The sequence below is a fragment of the Pseudofrankia coriaricola genome (genome assembly GCF_001854805.1).
In the GTDB taxonomy this organism is placed as follows: Bacteria; Actinomycetota; Actinomycetes; order Frankiales; family Frankiaceae; genus Pseudofrankia.
The window spans coordinates 141,385-160,792 of the sequence record NZ_MBLO01000235.1 but is presented as its reverse complement, the minus strand read 5'-3'; the positions used below and the strand labels follow the sequence as shown (position 1 = coordinate 160,792).

The window sequence follows — 19,408 nt, the reverse complement described above, 5'->3', positions numbered from 1 at the left end:
CGCACGCGGCGGCGGGCCAGGTGGGCACGGGCGTCGAGGCCCGGCGTCGGGAGCCGGCGTCGACGGCGCCGTGGCCGTCCTCACAGCTCCCGCAGCAGGGTCAGGGCGGGGCGGCGAGCGAGGTGGCTTGCCACGACGGCAACGCCGAAGAGGGTGACGACGGCGGCCGCGAGGGCGCCGAGAAGGTAGGCCCAGGGCACCGCGAGCGCCGACGGCGGCGGGTCGAAGACGCCGGTGAGGACCTTGGCCAGCATGAGGGACAGACTGGCGCCGGTCGCGACGCCGGCGACCAGCCCCCCGATGGACACGGCCGCCGCCTCGCTGAGGATCATGGCGCGCAGGTGCCGCGGACGCGCGCCGAGCGCGGTGGCCAGGGCGACGGTGCGCCGGCGCTCGCTCAGGCCGAGCCCGAAGACCAGGCCGCCGGCGGCCGCGGCGAGCACCAGGGCGAAGGCGAGCTCGACGCGGGTCAGGCCGGCGAGGTCGACCGAGGTCAGGCTGGAGCCGACGCTCCCCCGCACGGTCGCGATGTCGGTGACGGTGGCGGCCGACCCGAGCAGGGACGCCGCCGTGTGCGCCACCGCCGTTGTGTGGTGCCCACCGGTGTCGATCAGGAACGCTCCGGCGGCGCCGTTCCCGGTCCGCTGGGCGACGTAGTCGGCGTTGGCGACGAAGAAGCTGTCCTTCGGCGCCGTCGGGAACTCGGTCACGACGCCGACGTACCGGAACCGGACGGGAACCTGGCGGCCGGAGCCTCCCTCGAGCAGCCGCAGGGTCAGCGGGTCACCCGGCGAGAGCTGGTAGTCCTTGACCGTCTCGGCCGAGACGAGGATGGCATCCGGCTCGGTCGCGATCCGGTGGATCAGGTCGGCGGCGGTGCCGCCGCGGAAGTAGGCGTCCCGCAGCGCCGTGGCGCGCGTGATGGTGCCCGGCCGCACGCCGTAGAGGTCCTGCAGGTCGGGGCCGATGTAGGCGAACCGGTGCTGGATCGGTTCGACGGCGCGCACGCCGTCGATGGCCGCGAGCCGGTCGGCGAGGCCCGCGGGCGGCGTCGTGCCCGGCACGGGGGTGGCGGTGACGTCGGCCCCGTTGGTGAGCTGGGCGTCGACCTCGGCCTGCTGCCGGTAGGTGGCGTTGAACACGGCGGTCGAGACCGCGAAGGACAGTGCCAGGGCGAGCAGCACGACCGCCCTGGCCAGCGGGCGGCGCTGCCGGGCCATGCCGCTGGCGATCGTCGCGTACAGCCGGCCGGTGAACGGGCGCAGCGCGGCGGCGACGACCCGGCGCCCGGGACCGAGGACCAGGTCGCTGACCCGCCACGCCAACAGGCCCGCGCCGAGCCAGAGCAGCGCCGGGCCGGCGAACGCCCAGTACGAGACCGAGAGGGTGGGCACCCCTTCCGGGGCAACGACCAGCTGGTACCCGTTGCGGCTGGTCGCCGAGAACACCAGGCCGGCGACGAGCAGCAGCACGGCGTCGAGGCCGTACCGCGCCCACAGCGGATACCGCGGCGCGGCCAGCCGCCGGCGGGACGCCGCGACGGTTACGACCCGCGCGTCGCGCCCGGCGGGGACCAGGATCGTGAGGAGTGCGACGAGCAGTCCCGCGCCGGCCGCCGCCGCGCCCCAGGCGAGCGCGGCACCGGTGGTCGTTCCGAACCGGACGGTCCCGAAGGCGGCCACTCCGACCAGCGCGGCCGCCGCGAGACCCAGTACGGCGCCGAGCGTGGCGACCACGCCCGCCTCCGTGGCGGCCAGCCGGGTCAGCTGCCGGGCCGTCGCGCCTCGCGCCCGCAGCAGTCCCTGCTCGAGGCGGCGCCGATCGCCGCCCGCCGCGACGATGACGGCGGTGAGCAGGGCCGCGAGGATCGCGCCGGGCAGCCCCAGGAACAGGAACAGCACCTGGGCGTAGGCGGCGTCCTGGCGGGCGGCGTCGAGCGTGGCGGCCAGGTTGTCGCCGACGATCGCGGCGCCGGCGGCGCGGGCGAGGACGTTGTTCGAGGCCCGGGTCGCGGCGGTGTAGGCCGCGGCCGGGTCGGCGGGCAGCGCGCGGGCCGTGGCGACATGGAACTGGGTCGTCACCAGGTCCGGCCGAGCCGCGGCCAGCGGTGCGAAGTCCTGTTGCCACTCGTCCTGGGAAAGCAGCAGGACGTTGTCCGGTGGAGCGGCCCGCTGCGCGGTCGGGGGGGCGCCGACCACCTGGAACAGCGAGTCCGCCAGCGGCAGCTCGACCACGCCGGCGATCCGGGCCTGGACCGGGGGCAGCCCGGCCCGGCCGATGGTGACGACGTCCCCCGGCCCGGCGTGCAGGTTCGCCGCGGCCTGCTGGGCGAGCACCGGCCCGTCCAGCATGCCGGCGAGCAGGCGCAGCTCGCCCGGGAAGGTCCGCTGGTAGCCCGCGCCGAGGCCCAGCACGACGCCCGGCCCGGTGGTCTGGGTGGAGCCCTGGGTGTCGGCTGACAGCCCGGTGCTGGTCGCGAACCCGACGGGCACGGACGCGGCGACGGTGGGTGTGTCCTGCAGGAGCCGTTCGACTTCCCCCGTGCCGGCGCCGGGCTGCACCTGGACCTGCCAGTCCACCGAGACGCCGTGCACCGCGCGGGAGGTCATCGTCGCCTTCGAGTGCGTCAGGAACGCGCCCAGCGAGGCCAGCAGCGCGACGGCGATCGCCACGCCGAGCGCGGCGGCGACGAGCCGGCCGGCGCGGCGGCGCAGCGAGCCGAGGAGCCAGAGGCGGATCATCTCGTCACCTGCCCGGCGGGATCGGCCGCCGCGCTGGCCGTGACGAGGCCGCCGTCGCGCATGACCCACTGTCGGGACAGCCGGCCGGCGATGGCCCGGTCGTGCGTGGAGATCAGCAGGGCGGCGCCGGTCTGCTCACAGGCGGCGAGCAGCGCGGTGAGGAGCGCGGTGGCGGTGGCGTGGTCCAGGTGTCCCGTCGGCTCGTCCGCGAGAATGAGGCGGGGCCGGCATGCCAACGCGCGGGCGACGGCGACCCGCTGGGCCTGTCCGCCGGAGAGCTCGTCCGGCACCCGCGCGGCGAGGAAGCCGATGTCCACGGCCCGCAGGGCGGCGTGTGCCCGCCGGGTGGCCTTGGCGGGGTCGGTGTTCGCCAGCAGCAGCGGCAGCATCACGTTCTCGACGACGTCGAGCGAGGGGATCAGGCTCGGCGCCTGGAAGATGGTGCCGACACGTCCGGGAGAACCGAGCGGGTGACCGCCGAGGCCGGGCCAGCTGATCGTCCCGGCCGTCGGGGGCACAAGGCCGCCGAGCAGGTGCAGCAGGGTGGACTTGCCCGAACCGGACGGTCCGGTGACGGCGATCTGGTCGCGCGGCCGGATCTGGACGCTCACGCCATGGACGGCGACGACTGCCGACGGCCCCGCGCCGAAGGTGCACGCCAGCTCGTGACAGTCCACCAGGACGGCCTGCTGGGGAACGGTCCGCTTGGGCGAGGTCTCGGCCAGCGTGGTGTCGACCAGCCCCGCCTTGGCAGGCCCCGCGTCCATCGACGGCGCGGCGGTCGACGTTGGATCGGTCGACGGACCACCGGCCGACGTGATGCTCACGTCGGGTTTCATGCCTTTTCGCCCCCCTCCGGCTGGTACGTCCTGGTGGGTCACGGATCGAGCCTTCCGTCGGTGAGCGACACGGTGCGGTCGGCCGCGGCCGCGACCGCTGGGCTGTGACTGGCGATGACGACCGCCAGACCGGCGCGGGCGCGGGCACGCAGCAGCTCGAGGACGGCGCGCTCGGTGGCGAGGTCGAGCTCGCCCGTCGGCTCGTCGGCGAGCAGCACGACCGGGTCGTTGGCGAGGGCGACCGCCAGTCCGGCGCGGGCCAGCTCGCCGCCGGAGAGCTCGGCGGGGTAGGCGCCGCCGCGACGGCCGATGCCGAGCTGGTCGAGGAGATCGTCCACCGGCGTGGCCACCGGGCCGCGCACAAGCCGGCGCACGAGCTGGATGTTCCGCGCGACGGTGAGGTGCGCCAGCAGGTTGGCACTCTGGAACAGCAGTCCGACGAGACTGGCGCGCAGGCGCGCCCGCTCGGCTTCGAGGCGATGGCTCAGGCGGCGGCCGGCGACGGTGACCGTGCCGCCGTCGGGTTCGTCGATGCCGGCCAGACAGGCCAGCAGCGTCGACTTCCCCGAGCCGGACGGGCCCGCCACGGCCAGGATCTCCCCGGGCGCCACGGCGAGCGACACGCCTTGCAGGGCCAGCGTCTCCTCGTCGCCGGCCCGGAAGAAGCGATACAACGACGCGGCCCGCAGCACGACGGGATCCGGGCGGGCGTCCACCGACGCGGTCACGACGGCCTCGGCTCTCAGCGCCAGCGAAACGAGTCGGTGACCTGCCGCCACGGATCGACGTTGTCCGATCCGACGGGTCCGGCGAGCGTCAGGGCCACCTCGGTTCCGGCCTGGAAGAACTCGTAGCGCTCGACGTCCTCGACCGCCACCTTCCCCGTGACCGGGTTCGGGGGCGAGTAGGCGCGGTAGGTCATCAGCACCGCCGGCCCGGCCTTGCGCCGCACAGTGCCGACGACCTTGCCGTCCGCGAAGCCCTGGCTGGCGGCCTGGACGGCGGGCAGCTCGGTCGCCTTCGCGTAGGCGACCGGGTCGCTCGGCGCGGCCTTCGCGACCGTGATGGTGATCATGTTGTACTTGTCCGTGAACGTCGCGCCGCCCGTCGCGGTGGTGCGGGCCCAGCCTTCGGGAACCTCGACGCTGTAGGGCGCGCCCGCCGGCGCGTATGTGACGAACGCCTGCGAGTCGGGGATGTCGCCGGCGGGGTTGGACTCCGTCTCGGGCGCGGCCGGTATCGAGGAGCCGGAGCCGCCGCCGGGCGTCGAGGATGCGGGCGCGACCGTTGCCGGGGTGACTGAGCCGCCTGGCGAGGGGGCTGCTGTCGGCGTGGAACCGCTGGAACTACATGCGGTCACCGCCAGCGCGGCGGTCGCCACGCACGCCGCGATCCGTGCCCGCCTGGGATGCGCCAACGCCATCGCCTGGCCCCTTTCCTCGGTCGTCGTATGCCTCGGGCAGCGACGCTAGGCAGGGCTGGGGAAGGCGACTGCTCGGCGAGGGTAAGCGGCTGGCAAACGGACGCGGCACCGGCCGCCGGTGCGCGACGCTGGCCATAGCGTCGTAGCCCTCGGCTGGCGGTTCCCGACGGAGGTGAGCGTGCGCGCACGGGTGGTCGCCCTGGCCGTACGGTCGGCGGCGGTGGCGATCGGGCTGTTCGCCGTCCCGCTCGCCGTGGCGGTCGCGCTGTATGTCGTGAGTCAGGAGCACAGCGAGCTGCAGCGGGCCGCCGACACCGCCGCGGTCGCCGTGACCGGCGACCTGACCGTCGGGTCCGCGCCGACCCTCTCGGCCGACTCCGATGCCCGGATCAGCGTGTACCGCGTCGACGGCCGCCGGGTGTACGGCGCCGGGCCGGTCCTCGCCCCGCCGATCGTCGGGGGCGCGCTCGCCGGCCACGGCGCCTCCGCCGTCCTCGACGGGAGCTACGCGGTCGCGGTCCCGGTGAGCGACGGCGACGCCGTCTCCGGGGCCGTGCTCGCCACCGTCGGCCGCGCCGACGCCTACCAGCGCATCGGGCTGGCCTGGGCCGCGATGGCGGTTCTGGGAGCGGCCGCGCTCGCCGCCGCCTGGTTCCTCGCACGACGCCTGTCCCACCGGCTCGCGGGGCCGGTGGAGGCGCTGCGCGCGGCGGCGGACGGGCTCGGCGACGGGGACTTCAGTGTCCGCGCGGCGGGCAGCGACATCGCCGAGCTCGACTCGCTGGCCGCGTCGCTGAACAAGACCGCTGGGCGCCTGGGAACCCTGCTCGAACGCGAGCGCGCCTTCGCCGCCGATCTGTCCCACCAGCTGCGCACGCCCCTGACCGGCCTGCGCCTCACGCTCGAGACCGCCGCCGCCGAGCCGGACGCCGACCGGGACCAGGCCCTCGCCACCGCCCTGGCCGCCGCGGACCGCCTGGACGTCACCATCAGCGACCTGCTCGCCCTCACCCGCGACACCGCGCGCGGCGGCGATCCGGTCGACCTCACCCGTCTGCTTGAGGAGATCCGGCAGCGATGGCACGGCCCGCTCGCGGCGCGCGGCCGGCCGCTGCGGGTGCTGCCGCTACTGGACGCGGCCCAGCCGCGCATGTCGCACGCCTGTGCCCGTCAGATCGCCGAGGTCCTGCTCGACAACGCCAGCACCCACGGCCGTGGCACGGTCACCGTCCGCCTGCGCGAGATCGCCGGTTCCGTCGCGCTGGAGGTCAGCGACGAGGGGCGAGCGCTGGCCGGCGAGACCGCCGACCTGTTCAGCCGGCGCTCGACGCGGGCCGCCGGAACCGGCATCGGCCTGGCGCTCGCCCGCAGTCTCGCGCTCGCCGAGGGCGCCCGGCTCACCGTGACCCACCGCGCGCCGCCGACCTTCACGCTGTTCATGGCCGCGGACGACGACGGCCCCTGAGCACGTCGCCTACACGGGCTCCATCCGGTACCCGCGGCCGCGCACCGTCACGATCTCGGGCGCGGGCACGGCCGCCTGCCGCGTCGCGGCGGCAAGCTTGGCGCGCAGCGCCGACACGTGCACGTCCAGCGTCTTCGTCGACCCGAACCAGTGCTCGTCCCACACGTCCCGCATCAACGCGTCGCGCGTCACGACCCGGCCCGGATCGGACGCCAGCCGCGCCAGCAGGTCGAACTCCTTCGCCCGCAACTCGATCTCGACCTCGGCCAGCCACGCGCGCCGGGCCGGCCCGTCCACGCGCAGCGCGCCGACGCTCAGCCGCCGCGCAGCCGCGACCATCGCGCTCCCGCGCCGCAGATGCGCGCGAATCCGCGCCGCGAGCTCGGCCGAGCGAAACGGTTTCGTCAGATAGTCGTCGGCCCCCGCCTCCAACCCGACGACGACATCGATCTCCTCATCCCGGGCGGTGAGGATCACGATCACCGATCCGGGCAGCCGAGCCCGGATGTCGCGGCACAGCTCGATGCCGTCCCGGTCCGGCAGCCCCAGATCGAGCAGAACGAGGTCGAAGGAGACGCGCCGAACCGCGGTCATGGCGTCGGCACCCGTCGGTGCCAGGGTGACCGAGTGGCGGTACGAGCGCAGGGCGGCCTCGAGCGCACCACCGATGGTCGCGTCGTCCTCCACCACCAGAAGCTCCGCCACCACGCACTGTCCTCCGCTTCAGCCGCCGCTCGCCGACGACAACCAGTTACCACCCCGCGGTCACCCCGCGGTCACACGGCCCCGGGCGGCCGGTTCAGGCCCAGGTCGTACGCGAAGATCACAGCCTGGATGCGGTCACGCGCGCCGATCTTCGCCAGCACCCGGCCGACGTGGGTCTTGACGGTCGACTCCGACAGCACCAGGCGCTCGGCGATCTCGCCGTTGGTCTGGCCACGCCCGATCGCGACCAGGATCTCCCGCTCGCGATCGGTCAGGGCCTGCCAACGGGGATCGTCCTGGCTGCGCGGCGCGGCCGGGTTCGCCGGCAGGTGGTGGGCGTAGGCGTCGAGCAGACGCCGGGTGAGGGCGGGCGCGATGACGGCATCGCCGCAGGCGACGGCGCGGATCCCGGCCAGCAGCTCCTCCGGATGGGCGTCCTTGAGCAGAAAGCCGCTGGCCCCCGCGCGCAGTGCCGCGTAGGCGTATTCGTCCAGGTCGAACGTGGTCAGGACGAGGACGCGGGAACGGCCGCCGGTCGCGATGATGCGCCGGGTTGCCTCGATGCCGTCCATCCCTGGCATGCGGATGTCCATGAGGACGACGTCGGGCCGCAGTTCGGCCGCCCGGCGCACGGCTTCGGCTCCGTGCGCGGCCTCGCCGATCACCTCCGTGTCGGGCGCCGCCTCCAACAGCATCCGAAAGCCATAGCGCTGCAGGGGCTGGTCGTCCGCGATGAGAACGGTGGTCATGCCAGGCCGCCTGCCCCGCCCGGGAGCGATGTTACGTCGAGGACCGCCTGGACGGTCCAGCCACCGTCGACGGCGGCGCCCGCGGTGACGGTGCCGCCGTACAGGGCTGCTCGTTCCCGCATGCCGGCGATGCCGTGTCCTTCCTCGGGCGCCGGCCCTGGTTGCCCGGCGCCATCGGGCGGCCCCGTGTTGTGGACACGTATCCGCAACCGCGTCCCTTCCACCGCAAGCGTCACCTGGGCCCGGGCGCTGGGATCGGCGTGCTTGAGGGTGTTGGTGAGGGCCTCCTGAACGATGCGGTACGCCATCAGCTGCACCCCGCGGTCCAGCGCGTCCAGGTCGCCACCGGACCGGTACACGACGTCCGGCCCGGCCTCCCGGACACGGGCGCACAGCGCCTCGATGTCGGCGATCCGGGGCTGGGGGCTCAGTTCGGGCGCGTCGGACCGCTCGCGCAGGACGCCGAGCAGGCGGCGCAGTTCACCCAGCGCCTGGCGGCCGGTATCCCCGACGAGCCGCAGCGCCTCGGTGCCTCGTTCGGGGCGGGTCTCGGCCGCGTACGCGCCGGCGTCGGCGAGGGTGACGATGACGGACAGGCTGTGGCCGATGATGTCGTGCATCTCGCGGGCCACCCGGGTGCGTTCGGTGGCGGCGGCCAGCTTGCTGCGCTGGTCGCGTTCGAGCTCGAGGCTGGCCGCGCGCTCGCGCAGGCCGGCGAGCTGGGCGCGGCGGATCCGCACCGTGAGTCCCAGGGCGATCGCGGCCGTGGCGGTGCTGAGCAGGAAGAACAGCACCTCCCACACGGATGCCGCGGCGGACACCCGGATGGCCACCAGCACCAGCACGCCCACCGCGGCCGCGCACGCCCAGGGCAGCTGCCGGAAGCGTCCGTGCAGGGCCACGCTGTACAGCGCGACGAATAGCGCCACGTCGGCGCGCAGGAACGCTCCGAGGAACCAGTGCAGCAGGAACACCACCGCGATCGCCGCGAACGCCGCGAACGGTGCCCGGCGGCGCCACAGCAGGGGCAGCAGCAGAGCGGCCTGCAACGCCAGCGTGGCCGCCACCGGAAGGTGCCTGAAGGTGATCGCCAGCTCGCCTGGCTCGTCGGAGGGGTGCGGGCCGTCCCCGTCGTGCACGAGACCCGGTAGGCCGAACACCAGGAAGACCGCGGCCATCACCGACGTGTCGAGGACCCACGGATGGTTTCGGTCCATCCGCCGAAGGCGGTGGCCGGCGCGGACCAGCCACGCGATCAGCGGGTGCCCTGGCAGGGGGTGGGTCGCGGCAAGCGGCCGGGCCGGCGATACCTCCACCCCCGCGAGGCTTTCGCTGCTCATGGATATCACCTGCCCTGTCGACGGCACGTGCCGGCACGGCGCCGGGCACCGCGCCGACCGTACGCGAGGACGCTGTGCCCGCCGGTAGGCCGTGAACCCGCGAGGCTCGCCAGCGCCTGCCTGCAGGCGCCCGAAGGATCCGCGGACGCGGATCCTTCGGGAAACCCCGCGACGAGGTCAGGCGTCGGTGCGGACCAGCCGATAGGCGGCTCCGGCCAGCGCGAGCACCGTCCAGCCGACGAAGGCGACGAGCCCAGCCGTGGGCGACAGGCTCGTGGCGTCATGGGTCAGCGCGAACATCGACTGGCCGGCGTTGCTCGGCAGGTACGGGCCAATGTTGTCCTGCCAGCTCGACGGCAGCAGCGAGATCAGGCCGGGGACCAGCATCAGCGCGCCGACCAGCACCGCGATGCCGCCCGCCACCGACCGCAGCACCGCGCCCAGCGCGACGCCGATGACACCGACCAGGCCGAGGTAGAGGCCCGCCCCGAGCAGGCAGCGCACCACGCCCGGATCCGAGATCGTCATCGCCGCGCGCGTACCGGAGACGATGCCGCTGGCGATCAGGAAGGTCACCACCACGCTGACGGTGGCGGCCACGAGCGCGATCAGGCCGAACACAGCGGACTTGGACCACAGCACGGGCAGCCGACGCGGTACGGCCGCCAGTGTGGAGCGGACCATGCCGGTGGTGTACTCACCGGCGCTGACCAGGACGCCCAGCACGCCCAGTGCCAACTGGGCCGGGCCGGTGCCGAACAGCGAGAGGCTCACGGCGGTCGAGTCGGCCCAGTCCGGGTCCAGGCGCTGCCCGGAGGTGATCACCGACTTGTACCGGGCCGCGGCGATCAGGCCGAACGCCACCAGGAACAGCACGCCGAGGCCGAGCGCGATCCAGGTGGAGCGCAGTGACCACAGCTTCGCCCATTCCGAGCGCAGCACCCGTGGCCCGGTCACCTTGTAGGCCGGGCGGGTGGGCCGGGCGGGAGTCGACGCCGAGGCCGGGGCCGAGGTGATGGTGGTCATGCCGCCCGCTCGATCGTCGCGCCGGCGGCGGTGGTGCCGTGGTACTCCACGGCGTCCCGCGTCAGGTCCATGAACGCCTCCTCCAGCGAGACCGTCCTCGCGGTGAGCTCGAACAGGGCGATGCCGTGCTCGGCGGCCCGCAGCCCGATGGCGCGGGCCGACATGCCAGTCACCCGCAGTTCCTCGGAGCCCGCTCGGCCGGTGATCTCGATGCCGGGGCCGGCCAGGATCTCGCGCAGGCGGCCGGGGTCGGCCGAGGCCACCTGCACCGTGTCGCCGCCGGCGTCGCGGACCAGGTCCTGCACGGTGGTGTCCGCGAGCAGCCGGCCGCGTCCGACGACGATGAGGTGGGTGGCGACCAGCGCCATCTCGCTCATGAGGTGCGAGGACACGAAGACCGTGCGTCCCTCGGCGGCCAGCCCGGTGAGCAGGTTGCGGATCCACAGGACGCCCTCGGGGTCCAGGCCGTTCACCGGCTCGTCGAGCATCACGGTCGCCGGGTCGCCGAGCAGTGCCGCGGCGATGCCCAGCCGCTGTCCCATGCCGAGTGAGAACTTGCCGGCCCGCTTCGTCGCCACCGCCTGCAGCCCGGTCAGCTCGATCACCTCGTCCACGCGCCGGCGCGGGATCCCGTGGGTGTACGCCTGCGCCAGCAGGTGGTTGTAGGCGGAACGGCCGGGATGGACCGACTTAGCCTCCAGCAGCGTCCCGACCTCCTGCAACGGGGCGCCGTGCTGGGCGTAGCGGCGGCCGTTGACGCTCACGGTGCCACTGGTCGGGGCGTCCAGCCCAATGATCATCCGCATCGTCGTGGACTTGCCCGAGCCGTTGGGTCCCAGGAAGCCGGTGACGGTCCCGGGCCGGACGGCGAAGTCCAGCCGGTCCACCGCCATCTTCTCGCCATACCGTTTCGTCAGCTGGTGTGCCTCGATCATCGCCCATCCCCGCTCCGGACCGTGCCGGTCCGTCCGGCGCGTCTATCCGCGACGCTAGAAGCGGGACCCGCGCGGTCCGTGGTACCGCGGGGGGAAATCCGACCGGCGGGTAGTACCGTCGTACCACCCGGCGAGACACCGTCGACTTCTCCCGCGGCCGGTACAGCTCACTCATCGGCGATAAGGAGTCAGCCGTCCTGGCCTCGCAGGGCGCGCCATTCCCGGTCGAGGATCGCGAAGTCGATCTCAGTGCTCCACCGGCCCTTGAACCACTCGTTCTCCACCAGCACCGCCTCCCGCCGCATTCCGAGCTTCGTGAGCACCGCCGCCGAGGCGGGGTTCTCGGCGTCGATGCGGGCGGTCACCCGGTGCAGCCGGAACTCGTCGAAAAGCAGCGCCAGCAGTGCCCGTGCCGCCTCCGTCGCGTAACCGTTGCCGTGGTGATCAGGGTTGATGACATACCCGATCTCACCGCCGCGGTGTTCAGTGCTGCGCCAGAAAATGACCACATCGCCGATCAGCTCCCCCGTCTCCTTGAGGACGACGGCGAGCGTGAGCGCCTGCCCCTCCCGGTCGAGCTCCGCCCGGGAGAAGTCCGGGTTGGCGAGCCGTTCGGCGATCTGCGCCCGGTCCATCGGCTCCGGCGGGATGTAGCGGCAGACATCCGCTCGGGAGCGGTAGGCGTGCATCCCGTCGACATCCCCGACGGGGTCGATGGGGCGCAGCAGCAGCCGCTCGGTCTCCACCGGGTAGCTCGGCCGGAGCGGCCCGAGCGCGGGGCCGGGAAACGCGGGGCTGGGGAACGCGGCGCCGGGTGAGGTCATGGCGGCGACCCTAAGGAGCGTCGCCGCCGCGGCGGCGGCCGGGTTTCCGGACACTCCGCGGGCGGAGCCGCGGCGGCCGGTGGCTGCCCAGGACCCAAGCCGTCGGCCTCGGCCTCATGGTCGGGCACCGGGCCGCCCGGGTGGTCGTGTCAGCTGGGTACCGATGCCGCCGCGATGGCTGGCGTACCCGTCGTCGGCGCGCCGGCGGGGGTGCCGTCGTTCGCCGGCTGTCGCGCATACCAGCAGACGGTCGCCCAGTCGGGGCCGCGACTACCACCGAAGTACCAGCCGCCCGGCAGGAACGTCCCCCAGTCGACCGCCACAGCCGTCGAGAGGTCCGTCGGTAGCTCGCTTGGGATCTGCAGCGGCAGCGCGCCCTGGTGGCAGCCGGTACCGCCCGGGCGCACGACCGGATGGCCCGCCTTGAACGAGGTGCGGCAGGCTATCAGCGTGCTTGGTGGCCAGAAGAACCCGCTCAGCGCGTAGAAGCCGGTGTCGACGTGCACGGCCGGGTGAACCGGCGCGCCCGCCTCAGGGATGGTGATGTTCACCCGGGTACCGCTCGGGCAGGTCGCGCTCGGCACGCCGCCGGCCTGAGCGGCACCGCCCCCGCTCGCGATGAGCGCGAACGACGCCGTGAGCAGCGCCGGGACCAATGCCCAGCGCGCCTTTCTCGTCCTTACTGCTGCCAGCATCCTCGGATACCTCCTCATCCCGTGCCCCTGGGCACGGACGACGAATAGCGACGCTCGCGTCGAATCAGGCCAGCGGGCCGACGTCGCCACCGCGCCGGCTTTCCGCTCGGATCTGCGGGACGCCGGACGGCAGAATAGGCCCGACGAATATGTGGGCAAGGAATCCGGGCCGGACCTCACCATGTCAGGAACCCGACACGGCCGGCGCGCGCCCGGTGAGCCGCGCGGCGCTCGCTCCATGTGGGGCCGCGCGAATTGTCTCATTCCTGGGCGATACTGTCGATGCGGAAGCGGCGGTGAGCCTCCCGCGGTTCGCGCGAAGGTTTCACCGGCGCGACGGACCGCCACACCAGATGGCGAGACCGGCGGCTCCGGGCGATTTCGAACACGGTTCCCGCGTCGCTTACTCGCACAGGCGAGTAGCAGTATTCCCGTGTCTTCGGACGCCTTGCGCTGGTCGTGGCCGGGTGGGGCCGGCCACGCGTCAGCCACCTGGCTGGCAGGTCACCGCGGCAGGCGTGGTCCCGTAATGAGGAACTCGACTTCCCGAATGGGAGAGGCTCTCAGTCCGAGCGGGCCTGCTCGACCGCCGCGGCGCCGATCAGAACGGCGGTGAGGGCTCCCACGGCCGTCAGGCTGGCGACGCCGGCGACGAGCGGCGCGCAGCCGAGTATGACCACCGCCACCGCCAGCGGCCACCAGGCCCGGCGGCGGCCGACCCGCGCGCAGCAGGCCGCGAGGCCGGCGAGGAGAAGGGCGGGGCCTCCACAGGTCGCCAGGGCGCCCGCCAGGTGCAGCTCGTCGTGAGGGTGGGCGATCACCAGCTCGAGACCGACGGCCGAAAGCACGATGCCGGCGACGATCGGCAGATGCAGGTAGGTGTAGACGTCCCGACCGAGCCGGCCGGCCTCGGTCGGCGCACTGCGGCCGATCCGCCGCGCCACGGCTTCGGAGACCTGGCCGAAGTACAGCCACCACAGCGCCGTCGACAGGAGGAACGCGACGCCGAGCGCGACGACGACCGCGGCGGTGAGATCCGACTCGGACGCGGTCGCCCCGGCCAGCACGATGCTCTCCCCGAGCGCGATGATGACGAACAGCTGGAAGCGCTCGGCGAAGTGGTTGCCGTCGACCTGCCACTGGCTGGTGGGTGTCGACCCCATCCGGGGAACCCAGTACAGGACGAGCGGCGCGACCAGGTCCACCAGCAGCGCGGCTCCCCACGGCGCCCAGCGCGCGCCGCCGTCGACGAACCCGCCCACGATCCACAGCGGCGCCGACAGCACACTCCAGGCGAGGATCTGCTCGAAGTTACGGTGGAACGCGCCGGCGGGGGTGACGGCGACGACGAAGACGTTGCGGCCGATCTGCAGCGCCACGTAGCTGGCCGCGAACAGGAGCCCGCGCTCACCGAACGCCTCCGGAACCGCGACCGCCATCAGCAGGCTCGCCAGCATGACGAACACCAGCACCAGGCGGACGGCGACCGTGCTCGGGTCGAACCAGTTCGCCATCCAGGTCGTGTAGTTCCACGCCCAGTAGACGACGACCAGCAGGAAGGTGGCCCGGCCGGCGCCCGCCCAGCTCAGGTCCGCGAGCAGGTAGTGCGAGAGTTGCGTGACCGCGAAGACGTAGACGAGGTCGAAGAACAGCTCGAAGAACGTCGCGCGATGCTCCCCGCCGGTCCGCTTGCGGATCAGCCGGATATCCGGGATGACCAGCTCGGAGGTCCCCACCGGAACCCTCGGCCCCGGGACCGCCACGTCGCCGACGGGATCCCCGCCACTCCCCGGGCCGGGCGCCAGCCGGGCGTCCGCCTCGCCCGGCCCGGCCGGCCCCGCCCACGACGGGAACGGTGGCCGCGACTCTGGATCCGCCGAGGACGGTGCCCGCGAAGCCGGGTCTTGACCCATGCGGCCGAGCATACCCAGCCAGCGATCTTCGCCGCGCTCCGTAGGCGAGAAGCCAGATTGATCACGGTCTGCGCATGCACAAAACAGACTCGGGAGCCGTCGGCTCTGAGGGATCCGTCACCGGTCTCCGGCGGCGGCGCGCGTCGCGCGCTCGGCGACGGCGTGCTGGTCGGTACGCGCGTCGTAGGACCGGAAGTCGCGCAGCCAGGCCGCCGTCGCGCCGACGCCGACGACGCAGGCCAGGCCGCCGGAGGTGATGCTCCCGCGGACGCTCCACAGATCGGCGGTGACACCGGCGCGCACCTGCCCGCCGAGCGGGCCGAGAGAGTAGGAGAGCAGCTCGATGCCGGCCAGCCGGCCGCGCATCGTCTCGGGGATGGTCTGGTTCCAGATGGTCGAGCGGAAGACGCCGGAGATCATGTCGGCGGCGCCGGCCGCGGCCAGGGCGCAGGCCACCAGCCACAGCGTGGGCATCACACCCGCGAGCGCGATGCACAGCCCGTACACCGCCGCGGCCGCCGCGATCGCGCGGCCGTGGTGGTGCACCCGGCTGGTCCAGCCGGACAGCGCCGTCGCGACCAGCGCCCCGACCGTCTCGGCCGAATAGAGCAGGCCGAGCAGCTGCGGCTGGTGGAACGTCCGCTCAGCCAGCGCGGGGAAGAGCACCACCGGCATCGCGAGCAGCATCGCGGCGACGTCGACCAGATAGGTGCCGACCAGGTCCCGACGGGACAGGGCGTAACGCAGACCCTCGGCGACCGCGGCCAGGCTCGGGGGTGTCGTCTCGACCCGATGCGGGTAGCGGCGCATCAGCGTGTACAGCAGGCTGGCGATGAGCAGGCCACACACGTCGATCACGAAACACCAGCCGATGCCCGCATACGCCACCAGGAGGCCGCCGAGGGCCGGGCCGGCGAGCATGCCGGCCTGCAGGCCCATACTGTCGAGCGCGCTCGCCGCGGGCAGTTCCTCGTGGGCGACGGTGCGCGGGAACAGCGCCTCGCGGGAGGGCCGCTGCAGGCTGCTGGTGCTCGCCAGCGCCGCGGCCGCCACAAAGATCACCCAGGTGCTTGGATGGCCCCGGAAGGCGTTGGCCGCGAGCACCGCCGTGACGGCCGCCTGCGCGAGGCCGCTGCGCACCAGGAGGCGGCGACGGTCGACATGGTCGGCCAGCGCCCCGCCGTACAGGCCGAAGACGAGCAGGGGAAGGAGCTCCACCGCGCCGACGGCGCCGACCATGGCGTTGGAGTGGGTCAGGGCGTAGAGCTGGTAGGGAACGGCGACGTAGGTGACCATGCCACCGAGGTAGAAGACGGTGCCGGCCGTCAACAGCAGGCGGAAGTCACGCGAGGTGCGCAGCGGCGTCGTGTCGACGCGCAGCGCCTCGAACCGATCGAACCAGGCCACGGGAGGACATCCTCGCAGCGTGCCGCCCGGCTGGGCCGACCCAGCCGGGCGGCACGGATTCGGGCGGCCGTCGCGGGATCCCGTGGCTCGGCCGCCAGCGGGGACCGGACTCCTCCAGGATCCAGGTGATCTGTCCGGCTAGAGGGCCAAAGGGTGTGCGAAAATGATCTTCCTTCGCACACCCGGCGGCCGTTGTCCCCAGGATCACTGATGGGTTCGTCTCGGTCGCGGGTTTCCGGTCGGCGCCTGGCGCGCTTCAACTCGCTGGTTCGGCCGGAGATCTCGGGCGAGGATGGGCGACGTGCTGGAGGTACGCCTGCTCGGCGCGTTCGAGGTCCGCTCGGGCGGGACGCCCGTCGTGATGACGTCGTTGCGGGCGCAGTCGCTGCTGGCATATCTGGCGCTGCGGCGGGGCGCCCCGCAGCGACGTGAGCAGGTCGCGTTTCTCCTCTGGCCCGATTCCACCGAGCAACAGGCCCGCACGAACCTCAGGCATGTGCTGCACACGCTGCGCGCCCTGCTTCCCGCCGCGGACCGCCACGTGGAGGTGACCGCGCAGACGCTCTCACTTCGCGAGTTCTCCGCGGACATCACGGCGTTTGACGCGGCTGTGGCGGCGTCCAGCGAGACCGCACTGTCCAGCGAGACCGCTCAGCCCGACGAAGCCGCCCAGCCGGGCGAGAACATCCAGTTCGGCGAGAACGCCAAGCCCGGCGAGAACGATGCCAACGCGCTGGAAAGGCTGCGACTGGCGGCCGACCTGTACGCGGGCGACCTGCTGGACGGCTGGTACGACGAGTGGCTGATCGCGGACCGGGAGCAGTACCGCCAGCGGGTCATGGCGGTACTCGCCCGGTTGGTGCCGCTGCTCACGAGGCGCGGCGAGATCGACGCCGCGGTCGGCTACGCGGAACGCGCCCGCCGTTACGACCGGCTCGCCGAGCCGCCCTACCGGTGGCTGATGCGGCTGTACGACGCGCAGGGCGACCGGGCCAGGGCGGTGAACGCCTACCACGAATGCGTGGCCACGCTGGAGGACGAACTTGGCGTCCAGCCGTCCGACAAGACCCGGGCGTTGTACGAGACGCTGCTACCGAAGGGCGACGACGCGCCGAGAACGAGCGGCGCGGCGGCCTTCGTGGGACGCCAGGCGCAGCGGCAACACCTGACCGAGCTGTGGCGCGACGCCGGCTCCGGAGTGCCCCATCTCGTCGCGGTCACCGGCGAGGCCGGCGTGGGCAAGACCCGCCTGGTCGAGGAGTTCCGGCACTGGGCCGCGCGGCGCGGCGCGGCCACCGCGCACGCCCGGTCGTACGAGGCGGAGGGGGCGCTGGCGTACGCCCCCGTGGCGGCCTGGCTGCGCGACCTCGGCGTGGCCCGCTGGCGCGGGCACCTCACCCCCGCGCAGCTCGCGGCCCTCGCCCCGCTGCTGCCGGAGCTGTCGGTCCAGCGGGCCCCGGCGGAGCCAGGCTCGCGCCTGCGGCTGTTCGACGCGGCCGCGCAGGCGCTGCGCGCGGGCGCCGGCCAGGGACCGGTGCTGCTGGTCGCGGACGACCTGCACGCCGCCGACGCCCCGACGCTGCAGTTCCTGCACTACCTGGTGCGCGCCGACCCACCGGCGCCGCTGCTCGTGGCCGCCACGGCTCGCCTAGTCGACACGGACCCCGGGCACCCGCTGCACGGGCTGCTCGGTGGCCTGCGGGCACTCGGCCGCCACACCGAGCTGGCCCTGGGCCGGCTGGAGCGGGCGGAGTCAGCCGCGCTCGCCCGAGGGCTCGGGCATGACCTGGACCGCGCGGACGCCGACCGGCTCCATGACGAGACGGCGGGCAATCCGTTGTTCCTCGTCGAGGCGCTGCGGGCGGGCTGGCGCGGTGCCGAGCCGCGAGTGCTCACGCCGCGGGTGCAGGCCGTTCTGGAGGCACGGCTGCTGCCGTTGACGGACAGCGCCCGGGACCTGATCGGCGTGGCGGCCGCGGCGGGATCATCGGTCTCGGTCGATCTGCTCGTCAGGATCCACCCAGGTGGCGAGAACGAGGCCGCCCGGGACCTCGACGAGGTGTGGCGGCGGCAGCTGCTGCTGACCAGCGGCGGCGACACCTACGACTTCAGCCACGGCAAGCTGCGCGAGGTCGCCTACCGCCTGATGTCGCCGGCGCGCCGCCGCCACAGCCACACGCAGCTCGCCCGGGCGCTCCAGGACATCCACGCCGGCCGGTGGGACGAGGTCGCCGGGCAGATCGCCGCCCACCTGCACCAGGCCGGCGCCCGCGACGAGGCGGTCGACTGGTACGCACGCGCCGCCCAGGCGGCGGGGCGGCGCCACGCCGACGCGGAGGCCGCCGACCTGCTGGACCGGGCCTGGACGCTCCTGCGGTCGGGGCCGGAGTCCCGGAACCGCGACGAGCACGAGCTGGCCCTGTTGACCGCGCTGCCCGGGCCGCTGAGCGCCGCCGCCGGGTACGCGTCGCCTCGGCTGCGCACGGCGTTGGACCGGGCGTTCGCCCTCGCCGAGCGCCTCGGCGTCGAACCGGCGGCACCGCTGATGCGGGCGCGCGCGATGGCCGTGCTGTCGCGTGGGGAGTTCGACGCGGCCCTCGAATATGGCGGACAGCTGTGTGCTCTGGGTGAGAGTGACGACGTGCTCGCCGTCGAGGGCAACTTCGTCCAAGGCGTCGCGGCGGCCTGGCGGGGCGACGCGACGTCGGCTCGCGATCATCTGCGCGCCGCCATCGACCGCTACCGACCAGAGAACCGGCCGGCGCATCTGCTGGCCTACGGCCAGGACCCGCAGGCGCTCTGCCTCGCCCGCCTCGCGCACGTGCATTTCTGCCTCGGCGACATGCCCGAGGCACACCGGTTGCGGCACCGCTCGCTCGAGCTCGCCCGGGCGGTCAACCACCCGTTCACGCTCGCCGGGGCCCTGCTGTTCGCCGCGCTGCTCGACCTGGACCTGGCGGACCTGCCGTCGCTGCGGCAACATGTCGCGGAGCTTGCGGCGATGCGCCAGCGTGTCGAGGCGCCGCCGATCCGGCTCGTCACCGACGCGATGACCGGCTACCTCGACGTCCTGGACGGCGCGGCGGGTTCGGGACTGGCGGTCATCGACGCCGCGCTGGCCGATCCGGGCTGTGACACCGCCCCGGGCGTGCCCGCGATGCTGCTGCGTTTCCGCCTGGCCGCCGCGCGGGCCGCCGGGCTCGACGGCGAGCGCCGCGAGACGGCCAGGCGACTGCTGGCCGACGACGTGCGGGTCTGGGACGCCGCGGCGCGGGCGGAGCTGGACACCTGACGGCCTGACACCGGCGAACCGGGCGCCAAACGCTGAGCCCGGCGTCGAGGAACG

General features: G+C 73.7%; 15 protein-coding genes. 2 read left to right on the top strand and 13 right to left on the bottom strand.

From position 1 onward, the window contains the following. Window positions 1-80 precede the first annotated feature (80 nt). From BCD48_RS31005 to BCD48_RS30990, 4 genes are read right to left on the bottom strand one after another with little or no spacing between them, the layout of a single operon-like run. Window positions 81-2,741 (bottom strand): FtsX-like permease family protein, encoded by a 2,661-nt coding sequence (locus BCD48_RS31005; RefSeq protein WP_071051926.1) that lies wholly within the window; start codon window positions 2,739-2,741, stop codon window positions 81-83. After that, entirely contained in the window at window positions 2,738-3,568 is an 831-nt protein-coding gene (locus BCD48_RS31000; protein ID WP_241842130.1) for an ABC transporter ATP-binding protein, read from the bottom strand. Before BCD48_RS31000 ends, BCD48_RS31005 begins: the two co-directional genes overlap by 4 nt. A 50-nt stretch (window positions 3,569-3,618) precedes the next feature. Beyond that, window positions 3,619-4,308, bottom strand: coding sequence for an ABC transporter ATP-binding protein (locus BCD48_RS30995; RefSeq protein WP_241842129.1), 690 nt, complete (start codon window positions 4,306-4,308; stop codon window positions 3,619-3,621). Between the two features lie 14 nt (window positions 4,309-4,322). After that, window positions 4,323-5,003 carry a hypothetical protein gene (locus tag BCD48_RS30990; protein WP_071051925.1) on the bottom strand — a complete coding sequence of 227 codons (681 nt, stop codon included), beginning with the start codon at window positions 5,001-5,003 and terminating at the stop codon, window positions 4,323-4,325. A 178-nt stretch (window positions 5,004-5,181) separates the two neighbouring features. Here BCD48_RS30990 and BCD48_RS30985 point away from each other — a divergent pair, with 178 nt between their 5' ends. Further along, entirely contained in the window at window positions 5,182-6,468 is a 1,287-nt protein-coding gene (locus tag BCD48_RS30985; protein ID WP_071051924.1) for a HAMP domain-containing sensor histidine kinase, read from the top strand. A gap of 9 nt (window positions 6,469-6,477) precedes the next feature. On the opposite strand, the gene BCD48_RS30980 is transcribed toward BCD48_RS30985, so the two are convergent. The 9 genes from BCD48_RS30980 to BCD48_RS30940 all read right to left on the bottom strand — a co-directional run bounded on the left by BCD48_RS30980 (window position 6,478) and on the right by BCD48_RS30940 (window position 16,062). Beyond that, window positions 6,478-7,176, bottom strand: coding sequence for a response regulator transcription factor (locus BCD48_RS30980; protein ID WP_241842128.1), 699 nt, complete (start codon window positions 7,174-7,176; stop codon window positions 6,478-6,480). A gap of 68 nt (window positions 7,177-7,244) precedes the next feature. Beyond that, entirely contained in the window at window positions 7,245-7,922 is a 678-nt protein-coding gene (locus BCD48_RS30975; protein ID WP_071051922.1) for a response regulator, read from the bottom strand. Further along, on the bottom strand, window positions 7,919-9,262 hold the full coding sequence (locus BCD48_RS30970) for a sensor histidine kinase (protein ID WP_071051921.1): 1,344 nt from the start codon (window positions 9,260-9,262) through the stop codon (window positions 7,919-7,921). The genes BCD48_RS30975 and BCD48_RS30970 overlap by 4 nt, the downstream gene beginning before the upstream one ends. A 177-nt stretch (window positions 9,263-9,439) precedes the next feature. Then, window positions 9,440-10,288 carry a hypothetical protein gene (locus BCD48_RS30965; protein ID WP_071051920.1) on the bottom strand — a complete coding sequence of 283 codons (849 nt, stop codon included), beginning with the start codon at window positions 10,286-10,288 and terminating at the stop codon, window positions 9,440-9,442. Then, window positions 10,285-11,223, bottom strand: coding sequence for an ABC transporter ATP-binding protein (locus BCD48_RS30960; RefSeq protein ID WP_071051919.1), 939 nt, complete (start codon window positions 11,221-11,223; stop codon window positions 10,285-10,287). The genes BCD48_RS30965 and BCD48_RS30960 overlap by 4 nt, the downstream gene beginning before the upstream one ends. 188 nt (window positions 11,224-11,411) lie before the next feature. After that, window positions 11,412-12,047 carry a GNAT family N-acetyltransferase gene (locus tag BCD48_RS30955; protein WP_071051967.1) on the bottom strand — a complete coding sequence of 212 codons (636 nt, stop codon included), beginning with the start codon at window positions 12,045-12,047 and terminating at the stop codon, window positions 11,412-11,414. A 149-nt stretch (window positions 12,048-12,196) separates the two neighbouring features. Beyond that, window positions 12,197-12,742 carry a hypothetical protein gene (locus BCD48_RS49865; protein WP_131804134.1) on the bottom strand — a complete coding sequence of 182 codons (546 nt, stop codon included), beginning with the start codon at window positions 12,740-12,742 and terminating at the stop codon, window positions 12,197-12,199. Between the two features lie 563 nt (window positions 12,743-13,305). Continuing rightward, a complete protein-coding gene (locus BCD48_RS30945; protein WP_083419460.1) occupies window positions 13,306-14,478 on the bottom strand; it encodes a low temperature requirement protein A in 1,173 nt (390 codons plus the stop codon). Between the two features lie 294 nt (window positions 14,479-14,772). Continuing rightward, a complete protein-coding gene (locus tag BCD48_RS30940) occupies window positions 14,773-16,062 on the bottom strand; it encodes an MFS transporter (protein ID WP_071051917.1) in 1,290 nt (429 codons plus the stop codon). A 301-nt stretch (window positions 16,063-16,363) separates the two neighbouring features. Here BCD48_RS30940 and BCD48_RS55085 point away from each other — a divergent pair, with 301 nt between their 5' ends. Next, complete coding sequence (locus BCD48_RS55085; protein WP_198543462.1) at window positions 16,364-19,354, top strand: ATP-binding protein; 2,991 nt, start codon at window positions 16,364-16,366, stop codon at window positions 19,352-19,354. Window positions 19,355-19,408 lie beyond the last annotated feature (54 nt).